This window comes from Neorhizobium galegae bv. orientalis str. HAMBI 540 (genome assembly GCF_000731315.1).
Classification (GTDB): Bacteria; Pseudomonadota; Alphaproteobacteria; order Rhizobiales; family Rhizobiaceae; genus Neorhizobium; species Neorhizobium galegae.
In genome coordinates, this window is sequence record NZ_HG938353.1 from 3,820,469 (window position 1) to 3,832,789 (window position 12,321).

Annotated in this window: 12 protein-coding genes; 2 read left to right on the forward strand and 10 right to left on the reverse strand. The window is 62.2% G+C overall.

Going from position 1 to position 12,321, the window contains the following annotated elements; genetic code table 11:
* Positions 1-25: 25 nt before the first annotated feature.
* From RG540_RS18610 to tesB, 5 genes are all read right to left on the reverse strand, one after another.
* A complete protein-coding gene (locus tag RG540_RS18610) occupies positions 26-682 on the reverse strand; it encodes an outer membrane lipoprotein carrier protein LolA (protein WP_038590969.1) in 657 nt (218 codons plus the stop codon).
* A gap of 75 nt (positions 683-757) precedes the next feature.
* On the reverse strand, positions 758-3,457 hold the full coding sequence (locus RG540_RS18615; RefSeq protein ID WP_038590971.1) for an FtsK/SpoIIIE family DNA translocase: 2,700 nt from the start codon (positions 3,455-3,457) through the stop codon (positions 758-760).
* 242 nt (positions 3,458-3,699) lie between these two features.
* Positions 3,700-5,127, reverse strand: a complete 1,428-nt coding sequence (locus RG540_RS18620) for an ammonium transporter (protein ID WP_038590973.1) — start codon at positions 5,125-5,127, stop codon at positions 3,700-3,702.
* 29 nt (positions 5,128-5,156) lie between these two features.
* Positions 5,157-5,495 carry a P-II family nitrogen regulator gene (locus RG540_RS18625; RefSeq protein ID WP_007773854.1) on the reverse strand — a complete coding sequence of 113 codons (339 nt, stop codon included), beginning with the start codon at positions 5,493-5,495 and terminating at the stop codon, positions 5,157-5,159.
* Between the two features lie 223 nt (positions 5,496-5,718).
* Positions 5,719-6,603 carry an acyl-CoA thioesterase II gene (gene tesB / locus RG540_RS18630; protein ID WP_038590975.1) on the reverse strand — a complete coding sequence of 295 codons (885 nt, stop codon included), beginning with the start codon at positions 6,601-6,603 and terminating at the stop codon, positions 5,719-5,721.
* A gap of 87 nt (positions 6,604-6,690) precedes the next feature.
* Here tesB and RG540_RS18635 point away from each other — a divergent pair, with 87 nt between their 5' ends.
* A complete protein-coding gene (locus tag RG540_RS18635) occupies positions 6,691-7,905 on the forward strand; it encodes a ubiquinone biosynthesis hydroxylase (protein WP_038590976.1) in 1,215 nt (404 codons plus the stop codon).
* Between the two features lie 15 nt (positions 7,906-7,920).
* Here the strand turns inward: RG540_RS18635 and RG540_RS18640 are convergent, their stop codons facing one another.
* The 5 genes from RG540_RS18640 to RG540_RS18660 form a co-directional block, all read right to left on the reverse strand.
* Complete coding sequence (locus RG540_RS18640; protein WP_038590979.1) at positions 7,921-8,805, reverse strand: alpha/beta fold hydrolase; 885 nt, start codon at positions 8,803-8,805, stop codon at positions 7,921-7,923.
* A gap of 146 nt (positions 8,806-8,951) precedes the next feature.
* Positions 8,952-9,140 (reverse strand): Trm112 family protein, encoded by a 189-nt coding sequence (locus RG540_RS18645; protein WP_037081395.1) that lies wholly within the window; start codon positions 9,138-9,140, stop codon positions 8,952-8,954.
* Positions 9,141-9,151: 11 nt separating this feature from the next.
* Positions 9,152-9,829, reverse strand: a complete 678-nt coding sequence (locus tag RG540_RS18650; protein ID WP_038590983.1) for an LON peptidase substrate-binding domain-containing protein — start codon at positions 9,827-9,829, stop codon at positions 9,152-9,154.
* Between the two features lie 171 nt (positions 9,830-10,000).
* A complete protein-coding gene (gene trxA, locus RG540_RS18655) occupies positions 10,001-10,975 on the reverse strand; it encodes a thioredoxin (protein ID WP_038590986.1) in 975 nt (324 codons plus the stop codon).
* A gap of 58 nt (positions 10,976-11,033) precedes the next feature.
* Positions 11,034-11,543, reverse strand: a complete 510-nt coding sequence (locus RG540_RS18660) for a prolyl-tRNA synthetase associated domain-containing protein (protein ID WP_038590989.1) — start codon at positions 11,541-11,543, stop codon at positions 11,034-11,036.
* 319 nt (positions 11,544-11,862) lie between these two features.
* On the opposite strand from RG540_RS18660, the gene RG540_RS18665 reads away from it, so the two are divergent.
* Positions 11,863-12,321, forward strand: a complete 459-nt coding sequence (locus RG540_RS18665; protein WP_038590992.1) for a (2Fe-2S)-binding protein — start codon at positions 11,863-11,865, stop codon at positions 12,319-12,321.

A 12,321-nucleotide genomic window follows, 5' to 3' on the forward strand; every position in this document is an offset into this window, starting at 1 on the left:
TTCATTGATTCAGGCCCCGCTAAGGTCAGCCCTTGCGGACGTCCTCATAGGGGATGATGAACACCTTATCATCGAGTTTGACCCCGTTCTGGACGTTGTAGATCATCACCGACGTATCCTTGTTCTGGGCATCGGTGATAGTCCATTGGCGCAGGTCGTAGGTCTTGGAATCGAACATCATGGTGATGGTCGAATCGCCGAAGACGGTCTTGTTGCCGAGCACGATCGTGGTGAGGTCGGACTCTTCCTTGACGTTGCGGACCATCTGGTTGCCGAGGTCGATGCGGCTCGCGAGCAGCAGGCTGAGCGGCGTCTTGGAGAGCGGATAGATATCCCAGGTCTTGAGCTTCATATTGCCGATGACGACGTTATTGCCGTCGGCGATGACGCGGATCGGCGACGGATCCTCGAAGTTGAAGCGCAGCTTGCCGGGCCGCTCGATAAAAAATTTACCGCCGGTCTGCTCGCCGCGCGGGCCGAACTGCACGAATTCGCCCATCATGGTTTTGACCGACGAGAAGTGGTCGGCGATCTTCTGGGCCGCAGCACTGCCGGCGCTCTGGGCGAAGCCGAGGTTCGGCGCAAAGGCAGCCGCTGCCAGGCCCGCAAGCCCCAGCGAAAACTGCCGGCGGCCGAGCGCGCTGGAATTGATGTTTGAAAGGATGGTCTTTTCGTTCTTCATTCTGGTCTCCTTTCTTTATTCCTCCGCACCAAAGGCGGCGGCTTGATGGCCGCGCCCGTGGCGATCACGAAAGCCTTACCGTTCGAGGATGTCGCCCTCGGTCGGCACCAGGATTTCGCGTTTGCCGGCATGGTTGGCCGGCCCGATCAGCCCCTCCTGCTCCATCCGCTCGATGAGCGAAGCGGCACGGTTGTAGCCGATGCCGAGACGGCGCTGGACATAGGACGTCGACGCCTTGCCGTCCCGCAGCACGATCGCCACCGCCTGGTCATAGGGATCGTCCGAATCCGCGAGGTTGGACATGCCGGCCGGGCCGGAACCGTCGCCGTCCTCGTCGTCATCGGCCGTGATCGCATCGAGATATTGGGGGTGCCCTTGAGTTTTCAAGTAGGCGACGATGTCTTCGACCTCCGTATCGGAGACGAAGGGCCCGTGGACGCGCTGGATGCGGCCGCCGCCGGCCATATACAGCATGTCGCCCATGCCGAGCAGCTGTTCGGCGCCTTGCTCGCCCAAAATAGTGCGGCTGTCGATCTTCGACGTCACCTGGAAGGAGATGCGGGTCGGGAAGTTGGCCTTGATCGTGCCGGTGATGACGTCGACGGACGGACGCTGCGTCGCCATGATCACATGGATGCCGGCCGCACGCGCCATCTGCGCCAGGCGTTGTACGGCGCCTTCGATATCCTTGCCGGCGACCATCATCAGGTCGGCCATTTCGTCGATGATCACGACGATATAGGGGATTGGCTGGAGATCGAATTCTTCCGTCTCGTACATCGCCTCGCCCGTGTGGCGGTCGAAACCGGTCTGCACGGTGCGGGTCAGGACCTCGCCCTTTTCCATCGCCTGCTCGACGCGGCTGTTGAAGCCGTCGATATTGCGCACGCCGATCTTCGACATCTTCTTGTAGCGCTCTTCCATCTCGCGGACGGTCCACTTGAGCGCAACGACGGCCTTCTTCGGGTCGGTGACGACGGGCGAGAGGAGATGGGGAATACCGTCATAGACGGAGAGTTCGAGCATTTTCGGGTCGATCATGATCAGGCGGCATTTCTCCGGCGTATAGCGATAGAGAAGCGACAGGATCATGGTGTTGATGGCAACCGATTTACCCGAACCGGTAGTGCCGGCGACGAGCAGATGCGGCATCTTGGCAAGGTCGGCCACGACAGGCTCGCCGCCGATCGTCTTACCGAGCGCCATGGCAAGCTTTGCCTTGCTGTTTTCGAAATCCTTGGAGCCGATCATTTCGCGCAGGTAGACCGTCTCGCGGGTGCGGTTCGGCAATTCGATGCCGATCGCGTTGCGGCCGGGAACGACAGCGACGCGGGCGGCGATCGCGCTCATAGAACGGGCGATATCGTCGGCAAGGCCGATGACGCGCGACGACTTGATGCCCGGCGCGGGCTCGAGTTCGTAAAGCGTGACGACCGGGCCGGGGCGAACATGGATGATCTCGCCCTTGACGCCGAAGTCCTCGAGAACGCCTTCCAGAAGGCGGGCATTCTGTTCCAGCGCATCGGCGGACAGCGAGGCGTCGCGGGCAACGGCCTTCGGTTCGCTAAGGAGGTGCACGGATGGAAGCTGGAACCCGTCAGGCGCGATGAACGAGCCTTGGGCCTCGCGGGCGACACGAGCGCTCGGTCTCGGCGGCGTGGCCGAGGGTGCGACGCGCTGCTGGACGCGGACCCCATTGACGGTCTGCGGTGCGCGCGAAGCGACGAACGGCGCATCATCGTCCTCGTCGTCATCGGCCAAGATACCCGCGGGACGCGGCGGCATGTCGTCCCGGTCGAACGGCGGGTCGTAGTCGTCGTCTTCGTCATGGCTGGAAATCGGCGGAGCGGCCACCACCCGGCGCGGCGACGTGACCCGCTCGGCGGGATCATCGAGCGAAGGTTCCATGCGACGGCCGGGCACGACAGGCGCCGATCTCGCACGAACCGGCTCGTTCAACGTGCCGAACTCGTCCTCGTTGAAATCATAGGGCTGGTCGAATTCCATCCGGCGGCGCGGCTTGATGCCGGCGAGACGGCGTAACCGCGCCTGGGCGATATACCAGTAGTGAGCAAGAGCGCCGAACGCCAGGAAACCGGCAAACCGGTCCTCGTCGTCTTCTTCCTCGATCTCCTCGCGCTTGGAGCGGGTCTTGGCGGCGGCAACAGGCTGATCGTCATCCTCGGCATCGTCCTCGAAGGCTTCGCCGACCAGGCCCGATGCAAACAGCATCAGCCAGGCGCAGGGGATGGTGAAGATGCAGCCGAGGACGACCGCGACGGTACCGGTCGGATAGGCGCCGACGAACAATGCCGGGAACCGCAGGATCATATCGCCGATGACGCCGCCGATGCCGTTTGGGATCGGCCAGGTGAGCGGTGCGGGAAAGCAGCCCAATGTCGCAGACGCCAGCAGCGTGCCGCCGCCCCAGGCCGCAAGGCGCGCCGGAACGCGGTCGTATTTACGCCCGGCGATCAAAGCCAGAGCGAAGGCGAGCACCGGCAGCAGGGCGACGAGGCTTGCAAGTCCAAGGAACTGCATCATCAGGTCTGCGAAGGCAGCCCCCGGGAAGCCCAGGAGATTGGTCGGCGCATTGTCGGTCGCATAGGAGAAGCTTGGGTCGGCGACGTTCCAGGTTGCCAGTGCCGCAACCGCCAGCGCCAGCGCGAAGAATATCCCGAAACCGGCGAGCGCCAGCGCCTGGCGCCACACGAACGCGGTGAGCACCAGGCGGGTGGACCGGTTTGCCATAGCCGCTGAACTGCTTCTGCCCATCGTGTCTGCCCGCCGTCCTTGAACGCAACTACAAGCGCGAATCGGCAACCTGAGAGCTGATCCACGCAATTCCAGCGGAGAATAGCGCGATGGTGGTTAATGTCCCTTTAACCACAACGGGTCTGGCGAAGGCTGAAAACATGAATAAAAAGCCCGGGTCGAAACCCGGGCCAATGCAGTTTTAACAAAAACCACGATGCAACGTGCTGCGGCAGCGGTCACCCGCCGCCGCCAGCCGTAGATCAGGACGCGTGATACGCCGCTTCGCCGTGGGTCGCGAGGTCGAGACCTTCGCGTTCGGCTTCGACGGTGACGCGCAGGCCGACGATCAGGTCGACGACCTTGTAGAGGATCGCCGAACCGATGCCCGACCACAGGAGGGTGGTCAGGACGCCCTTGAACTGTGCCCAGACCTGGGTCGCGGTGCCGGAATAGGAGGCAGCGAAGTCGGCCGTCGAATAATCGACGATGCCTGCACCGCCGAGTGCCGGGTTGACGAGAATACCGGTGCCGATGGCGCCGAGGATGCCGCCGACGCAATGGACGCCGAAGACATCGAGCGAGTCGTCGTAGTTGAACTTGTTCTTCACCACGTCGACGAAGAAGTAGCAGACCGGCGAAACGATGAGGCCGAGAACGATCGAGCCCATCGGGCCGGCAAAACCGGCAGCCGGGGTGACGGCGACGAGACCGGCAACCGCACCCGAGGCGGCACCCAGCATGGAGGCCTTGCCGCGGGAGAAGGTTTCCACCAGGCACCACGACACGGCAGCGGCAGCCGTCGCAACGAAGGTGTTGATCATGGCGAGCGATGCGTAGGCGTTGGCTTCAAGGTTGGAGCCGGCGTTAAAGCCGAACCAGCCGACCCAGAGGAGCGAAGCGCCGACCATGGTAAGGGTCATGGAGTGCGGAGCCATGATGTCCTTCTTGTAGCCGGTGCGCTTGCCGAGCATGATCGCGCCGACGAGGCCCGCGATACCGGCATTGATGTGCACGACGGTGCCGCCGGCAAAATCGATCGCTCCATAGGAGAAGATCAGGCCGGACGGATCCGCGTAGGCGCTCGGGCCACCCCAGAACCAGACCATGTGCGCCATCGGGAAATAGATGAACGTGACCCACAGGATGACGAAGAGCATGACGGCCGAGAACTTGATGCGCTCGGCAAAGGCGCCGACGATCAGGGCCGGCGTGATGCAGGCAAACGTCATCTGGAAGCAGACGAAGGTCAGTTCCGGAATGGCGACGCCCTTGGTGAAGGTTTCGGCAAGCGACGACGTGGTGACGCCGGCCAAGAACATCTTGGAGAAGCCGCCGACGAAGCTGTTCAGCGAACCGCCGTTGGTGAAGGCGAGCGAATAGCCGTAGGTGACCCAGATGATCATCACGACGGCCGTGATCATGAACACCTGCATCAGCACGGACAGCATGTTCTTGGCGCGAACGAGACCACCGTAGAAGAGCGCGAGGCCCGGAATGGTCATCAGCAGGACGAGAATGGTCGAGATGAGCATCCAGGTGTTGTCACCCTTGTCCATCGTCATGGCCGGAGCGGCGGCGGCAGCAGCAGCCGGTGCGGCGGCCGTCTGCGCAAAAGCGACGGCGGGCGCAAGAAGCGCCGCGGCGGCGGCACCCACGCGTCCCAGAGTGGAAATCCTGTTAAATTGCATAGCTAAAAAACTCCCCTGTCAACCGTGCTTCAAAGCGCTTCAGTGTTGGTTTCGCCGGTACGGATGCGCACGGCCTGCTCGATCGAATAGACGAAGATCTTGCCATCGCCGATCTGGCCGGTCTTGGCGGCCGAAGCGATCGCATCCACGGCCTTTTCGACGAGGTCGGAGGGGACTGCGATTTCGATCTTCAGTTTTGGCAGAAAACTTACGGCATATTCGGTACCGCGATAGATTTCGGTATGTCCCTTTTGGCGTCCGTAACCTTTGACTTCGGTTACGGTCAGGCCCTGGATACCGACAGCCGTGAGGGCTTCGCGCACCTCATCCAGCTTGAACGGCTTGATAATGGCCATCACGATTTTCATCTGGCTTTCCCATCCTTTGTTTGTCCTCGGCCAAGGCCGACTCTCCTCATCGACGTCAGATCATGACAGCGACTGGCCAGATACATTCAAGGGGCGTGCCAGTTTCGAGACACCCTATAAGTTATTGAAATGTAAAGAACTAAACAGCCGGTCTCAAAAAACGGGCATTTGGATGGCGCAATCGCGTCCAAAACTTGTGCAAATTTGAAAAATTGCACAATTATTAATCATTTGCCTTTTTCCGAATCAATCCTTCCTGGGCGACCGAGGCGATCAGTGTGCCAGAACGGGTGTAAATGCTGCCGCGGGTCATTCCGCGGGCGCCGGAGGCGCTGGGACTGTCCTGCGTGTAGAGGAGCCAGTCGTCGAATGTGACGGGCCGATGAAACCACATCGCATGGTCGAGGCTCGCCGCCTGAAGCGTCGGATCGAAGATCGACGTGCCGTGCGGATAGAGCGATGCGTCGAGCAGCGTCATGTCGGAGAGGTAGGCAAGCACGGCGGCCTGATAGTGACGGTCGGACGGCACCTGCCCGACGGTACGAACCCAGATATCCTGCCGCGGTTCGAGCTTGTCCCTGGTGAGATAGTGCACGAGCGAGGTCGGTCGCACTTCGATCGGCCGCTCCCGGCTCCAGTAGCGACGCACATTCTCCGGCGCCTTTTTGAGGAAGAGTTCCTTGAACTCCTTCTCCCCCATCAGATCTTCCGGCTGCGTCACCGAAGGCATATCGATCTGGTGATCATAACCGTCCTCCTCCACCTGGAACGAAGCAGAAATGGCGAAGATCGCCTTGCCGTGCTGCACCGCCACCGCCCGGCGGGTGGTAAAGCTTGAACCGTCGCGGATACGCTCCACCTGATAGAGGATCGGCACCGAAGGATCGCCGGGACGCATGAAATAGGCATGCAGCGAATGCACGAAACGATCGGCCGCAACGGTCCGCTGGGTGGCCATCAGGGCCTGGGCGATGACCTGCCCGCCGAAAACCCGCTGCCACCCGACATCGGGACTGGTGCCGCGATAGATGTTCTCCTCGAGCTTTTCGAGGTCGAGCGTCGCGATGAGCTGTTCCATGGCGGAGGGGGATTCGGTCTGGCGCGACATTATGACGAACTCCGGCGATAGGAAGCGGCTGTCGGATGATCTATATCCACCACATGATATTCTCAAGTCTCACGGGAGTTTAGGCAAATGCTGGACATGCTGGTTGTAGGAGGCGGTTATGTGGGTCTCGCCGCCGCTGTCGCGGTCAAGCAGGCGGCGCCGCATCTGACGATCGAGGTGATCGAGGCGGCTCCTTCCGGCGCCTGGGAAAAGGACGAGCGGGCCTCCGCCATCATCGCCGCCGCAACCCGCATGCTGGACGTCATCGGCGTCTGGAACGAGATTACCGTGGACGCCCAGCCGATCAACCGGATGGTTGTCACCGACAGCCGCACGTCCGATCCGGTGCGGCCGGTCTTCCTCACCTTCGACGGCGAAATCGAGGAAGGCAGGCCGTTCGCCCACATGGTGCCGAACGTCGCCATGGTGCGGGCCCTGCGCGGCGCCGCCGAACGCCTCGGGATTGCCATCCGCCACGGGCTTTCCGCCACCGGCTTCCAGTCCGGCAGCACCCGTTGCACGGTCTCGCTCTCCGACGGTTCGGCCGTCGAGACCCGTCTCCTGGTCGCCTGCGACGGCGTGCGCTCGAAACTGCGCGACATGGCCGGCATTAAGACCGTCACCTGGGATTACGGCCAGTCGGGTATCGTCGCGACGGTTGCTCACGAGCGACCGCATGAAGGCGTGGCGGAAGAACATTTCCTGCCGTCCGGCCCGTTTGCAATCCTGCCACTCACCAACAACCGCTCCTCGCTCGTCTGGACCGAACGGACAGCGGAGGCCAACCGGCTGGTTGCCGCGGACGACCTGGTGTTCGAGGAAGAGCTGCAGCGCCGTTTCGGCCACAAGCTCGGCGAACTGACGGTGGTCGGCGACAAGCGCGCCTTCCCGCTCGGCCTGACGCTCGCCCGCGCCTTCGTCGCGCCGCGCATCGCCCTTGCCGGCGATGCCGCCCACGGAATCCACCCGATCTCCGGCCAGGGCCTCAATCTAGGCTTCAAGGATGTCGCGGCGCTCGCCGAAACGGTGGTCGAAGCCGATCGCCTCGGTCTCGACATCGGTGCGCTCAACGTGCTGGAGCGTTATCAGTCCTGGCGGCGTTTCGACACGTTCCGCATGGGCGTGACGACCGACGTGCTGAACCGGCTGTTCTCCAACGACATCACCCCCATCCGCATCGCCCGCGACTTCGGGTTGGGCATTGTCGAACGAATGCCGAAGCTGAAAAGCTTCTTCATCGACCAGGCGGCGGGAAAGAGCGGCGAAGACGGCCCGAAGCTGCTGGCGGGCGAGGCGATCTAAGGAGTGGTTGCACCCTCATCGGGCTGTCCGCGCAACTGCCTCGACAATCGTCTCATAAAGGGCAGGCGGCAGATCATGCCCCATGCCCTCAACCAGCATGAGTTCTGCGCCGGGGATGGAGGCAGCCGTATCCATGCCGCAGGCCGGAAGAATCAGCGGATCGTCTGCGCCATGAACGACGAGCGTCGGCACGTCGATGGTCGCCAGCCTCAATCGGCGGTCACCCGCCACGGCCATCGCGGCGATCTGCCTGGCAGTGCCATGGGGATCGTACGCTCGACGCACCTCTTCCAGAACGAGAGCGCGGTGCGCGTCCTCGTCGAGCGCAAACTTCATGCCGGCGATGCGCCGGGCGAAGGCAAGGCTGTGCACCAGGAAACCTTCCTGGTCGGAAACCGGATCGGGCGCAGGACGCATCATCATTGCCATGACATCGGGCGCGGCCTGCGGAAGCGCCGGGTTGCCGGTACTCGACATGATGGAGGTGAGCGACAGGACCCGATCGGGATGTTCACTGGCGATGATCTGCGCGATCATGCCGCCCATCGACCGACCCACCACATGCACTCGGTCGATCGAAAGCGCATCGAGCAGGCCGATCGCATCCGCTGCCATGTCATGGAGGCTGTAGGGAACGTCAGGCCGCCGCCCGGCCATGAGCGCCGCGACCAATGCGCCGAACTCCGGAGGCGCGAGATCGGAAAAATGCGTCGACCATCCCGCATCTCGGTTGTCGAAGCGGATCACACGATAACCTTTCGACGCCAGTTCATCGCAGAACGGAGACGTCCAGCGGATCATTTGCGTACCGAGCCCGGCGATCAGCAGAACCGGTTCATCCTCTTGCCTGCCGAAAATATCGTAGGCAAGCTGCACGCCACTCGCATTCACGGAGTTCATGATGGGCTCCCGCTGGGGAAAAGGCACAATCCAGGCACCGCGTCGGCATCTCGAAATTCCTGGCGGCGCGGCCGGATGTTAGCTACCAAACGCTTCCGCGGAAGTCGACGGGCGGAGTGCCCGGAATGCGGATTAGGGACGCCTGATCAGTCCTCGATCTTGCGGGCTTCGGAAATCAGCATGATGGGGATGCCGTCGCGGATCGGGTAGGCAAGCTGTGCCTTCTGGGAGATGAGCTCGTTGGTCTCGCGGTTGAGGGACAGCCGGCTCTTGGAGAGCGGGCAGACGAGGAGGTCGAGCAGTTTGGGATCGACCTTGCTGAGTTTCTCGTCCATGGACCTGGGCCTTACTGGAGCATGGTGTCGGAATCGCCGAAATCCCGCGCCAGCAGGATTTCCGTGATCGCAATCAGCGTTTCGGCGCGGGTCCGCAGGTCCGGCGCTTCGAGCAGAGCCTGTTTCTCCGCAGGTCCGAAGGGCGACATCATCGACAGGGAGTTGACGAGCGTCCGGTTGCCGGCGCGCTCCACGCTTTCCCAATCCGCCTCCAGCTTGTTGGCGTCGAGATAGGCGCGGAAGACACGCAGCAACTCGGTGCGGTCGACCGTGCTCTCGTCGTCCTCGGTGGAGAGGTCCGTCATCATCGGCGCGATCTTGAAGGTGCGGTAGGGATGGCCCATGCCGACTTCCTCGATGAGCCGGAACCGGCAGATGCCGCTGATCGAGGTGATGTACCGGCCATCGCCGGTTTCGGCAAACGATGTGATGCGGCCGATGCAGCCGACCGTCGAGAGCGGCGCGCGCGGACCTTCGGCAGCCTCGCCGGATTCGAGCAGGGACGGCTGTACGATACCGATCAGCCGGTTACCTGCAAGCGCCGCGTCGAACATCGCAAGATAACGCGGCTCGAAGATGTTGAGTGGCAACTGTCCACCCGGCAGAAGCAATGCGCCGGTAAGAGGAAAGACAGGAACCGTCTCCGGCAGATCCTCGCGCTTCAGATATCTCGCATTTCCCACATGCATGGGTCCGACACCTCCCAGACGACCACTGGCTCAGACCAAAGATTCGCTGCTTGGAATAATGTGGGGCACCCACTGGAGAACGCAAGGCCAATCCTCGAGGATTGGCCTTGGCTTGCGAACACAGCCCCGTGTTCGCGAAAACAGGCCCGTGTTTACGAAAACAGGCCCTGTCTACGAAAACAGAATGGAGGAGAGGCGGCGGCGGGCGGCGATCGTCGCCGGGTCCTTCGGCCCCCAGACATCAAAGAACGCCAGGAGCTGGCGGCGGGCGCCGTCGTCGTCGAACGTGCGGTCCTTGCGCATGATCGTCAGCAGGTGCTCGGCAGCCTTGTCCCGTTCGCCCTGGACATTGAGGATCTTGGCGAGCTTCAGGCGGGCGTCGTGGTCGTCCGGGTTGTCGTCGAGCTGGCGCTCGAGAGCCACCGGATCGCCGAGCTTGCGAGCTTCCTCGATATGCTCGAGCTTCTTGGCGACCGCCTGGATCGCCGGATCCTTGGCAAGCTCTTCCGGGAGGGAGGCGAGCATCTGGCTGGCGCGAGCAGTCTCGCCCATAGCGATCAGGCACTGCATCATCCCGGCGGCGGCCTTGGCATTTTCCGGATCGGCCTGCAGGACGGCGCCGTAAAGCTGGGCGGCTTCCTGGATCTCACCGCCGGCCAGCAGGGTTTCCGCCTCGACGAGTGCCGCCTCGATCTCGGCAGCCTGGTCGGCGCCCGGAGGTCCGGCAAGCTTGTCGATGAACTGGCGCACCTGACTTTCCGGCACCGCGCCCATGAAACCGTCGACCGGGCGGCCGTCCACAAAGGCGATGACAGCCGGGATCGACTGGATACCGAGCTGGCCCGGGATCGACGGGTGATCGTCGATATTCATTTTGACGAGCTTGACCCGGCCCTGGCCTTCGTTGACGACCTTTTCGAGAACCGGCGTCAGCTGCTTGCAGGGACCGCACCACGGCGCCCAGAAATCGACGAGAACCGGCTGGCGGCGCGATTCTTCCAGAACGTCCTTGGTGAAGCCGGCGGTGCTGGTGTCGGATACGTAGACCCCGGCAGGACCCGATGCGGCCGGCGCCGCCCCAAAGCTTGCCGAAGCAGTCATCTGCCCGCCGTAGGAACCGCCATAGGGGTTATTGCTGCCGCTCATGAATGTTCTCCCGGGAACGCTTTCGCATCTTTGCCATATAGGCTGCAAAGATCGTATGTCAGTCTGTCACTTTCAAGACAAGCGGCGGATGGCCGGTCGCTTCCAGAAAACGGATGAGATCGTCGCGCCCGATCGACGTGGTGGCATCGTTCGACAGCGGATGGCCGTTGATGATGTCGTGCTTCATCAGGTCTTCGTCGAGCACGAAGGTGACATTGCCTCCGGTATCGTTGAAGGCACCGAATACCGTCACCGAACCGGGAACCACGCCGAGATATTCCAGAAGCATTTCGGGCCGCCCGAACGAGACGCGGCTCGACGCTCCGATCACCTTGTGCACGGTCTTCAGGTCGACCGTTGCGCGCTCCTCGACCGTCAGGACGAAATACTGGTCCTTCTTGTCCTTCACGAACAGGTTCTTGGTGTGGCCGCCGGGGATCTCGTCACGCAGGCTTTCGGACTCCGCCACAGTGAAGACCGGCGGGTGCGTCTTGGTCGAATGCGCAATGTTCAGGCTGTCGAGGAAACGGAAAAGATCCTCGGCGGTTTTCGGCTCTGTCTCGGTCATGCTGATAGATTGGCTCTGTTGGCGGGCGGTTGAGACGTAACCATAACCACAATGTAGCGCTCGGCCAAGGGAAGCGCACACGATCTCGTGAAGCGCTTGACCCAGAATGATGGGCGACCATTTAAACAGACATGGAGAACCGGCCTCCGACTATTCGGTCGGCGGCCCGTAGCCAATTGATAAATAATAACTACTCCAGTTAACTCAAGTTTATTCCGCGCGGTTTTTCGCGCCTCTCGATACCGGCCCCGGCCGATAACAGCCGCTCAATCTCCAGTGCCGGTGCAGCGCCCGGCTTCTTAACGGAAAGGTCTGCCTCATGGTCACCTTCACGCTCAACGGACAGGAAAGAACGTTCGACGGCGACCCCGACACCCCGCTTCTCTGGGTCATCCGCGATTTCGAAAAGCTCACCGGCACCAAATACGGCTGCGGCGTCGCCCAGTGCGGCGCCTGCACGGTGCATCTCGATGGCACGCCGCGACGCTCCTGCGTAACCCCGATTTCGACGATCGAGGGTTCGGAGGTCGTTACCATCGAAGGCGTTTCCGGCACGGAAGCCGATGCGGTCAAGACCGCCTGGACCGGCCTCGACGTGCCGCAATGCGGCTACTGTCAGTCCGGACAGATCATGTCGGCGGTTGCCCTGCTGCAGATGGTGCCGAAGCCGACGGATGCCGATATCGACGGCGCGATGGCCGGAAATATCTGTCGATGCGCCACCTACCATCGCATCCGCGCGGCGATCCACAATGCCGCCAATTCGATGGAGGGCTGA

What these genes read in the sequence shown, in the direction of transcription:
- RG540_RS18610 (WP_038590969.1), bottom strand. Translation starts at nt 682, where the DNA reads ATGAAGAACGAAAAGACCATCCTTTCAAACATCAATTCCAGCGCGCTC.
- RG540_RS18615 (WP_038590971.1), bottom strand. Translation starts at nt 3,457, where the DNA reads ATGGGCAGAAGCAGTTCAGCGGCTATGGCAAACCGGTCCACCCGCCTG.
- RG540_RS18620 (WP_038590973.1), bottom strand. Translation starts at nt 5,127, where the DNA reads ATGCAATTTAACAGGATTTCCACTCTGGGACGCGTGGGTGCCGCCGCC.
- RG540_RS18625 (WP_007773854.1), bottom strand. Translation starts at nt 5,495, where the DNA reads ATGAAAATCGTGATGGCCATTATCAAGCCGTTCAAGCTGGATGAGGTG.
- tesB (WP_038590975.1), bottom strand. Translation starts at nt 6,603, where the DNA reads ATGTCGCGCCAGACCGAATCCCCCTCCGCCATGGAACAGCTCATCGCG.
- RG540_RS18635 (WP_038590976.1), top strand. Translation starts at nt 6,691, where the DNA reads ATGCTGGACATGCTGGTTGTAGGAGGCGGTTATGTGGGTCTCGCCGCC.
- RG540_RS18640 (WP_038590979.1), bottom strand. Translation starts at nt 8,805, where the DNA reads ATGAACTCCGTGAATGCGAGTGGCGTGCAGCTTGCCTACGATATTTTC.
- RG540_RS18645 (WP_037081395.1), bottom strand. Translation starts at nt 9,140, where the DNA reads ATGGACGAGAAACTCAGCAAGGTCGATCCCAAACTGCTCGACCTCCTC.
- RG540_RS18650 (WP_038590983.1), bottom strand. Translation starts at nt 9,829, where the DNA reads ATGCATGTGGGAAATGCGAGATATCTGAAGCGCGAGGATCTGCCGGAG.
- trxA (WP_038590986.1), bottom strand. Translation starts at nt 10,975, where the DNA reads ATGAGCGGCAGCAATAACCCCTATGGCGGTTCCTACGGCGGGCAGATG.
- RG540_RS18660 (WP_038590989.1), bottom strand. Translation starts at nt 11,543, where the DNA reads ATGACCGAGACAGAGCCGAAAACCGCCGAGGATCTTTTCCGTTTCCTC.
- RG540_RS18665 (WP_038590992.1), top strand. Translation starts at nt 11,863, where the DNA reads ATGGTCACCTTCACGCTCAACGGACAGGAAAGAACGTTCGACGGCGAC.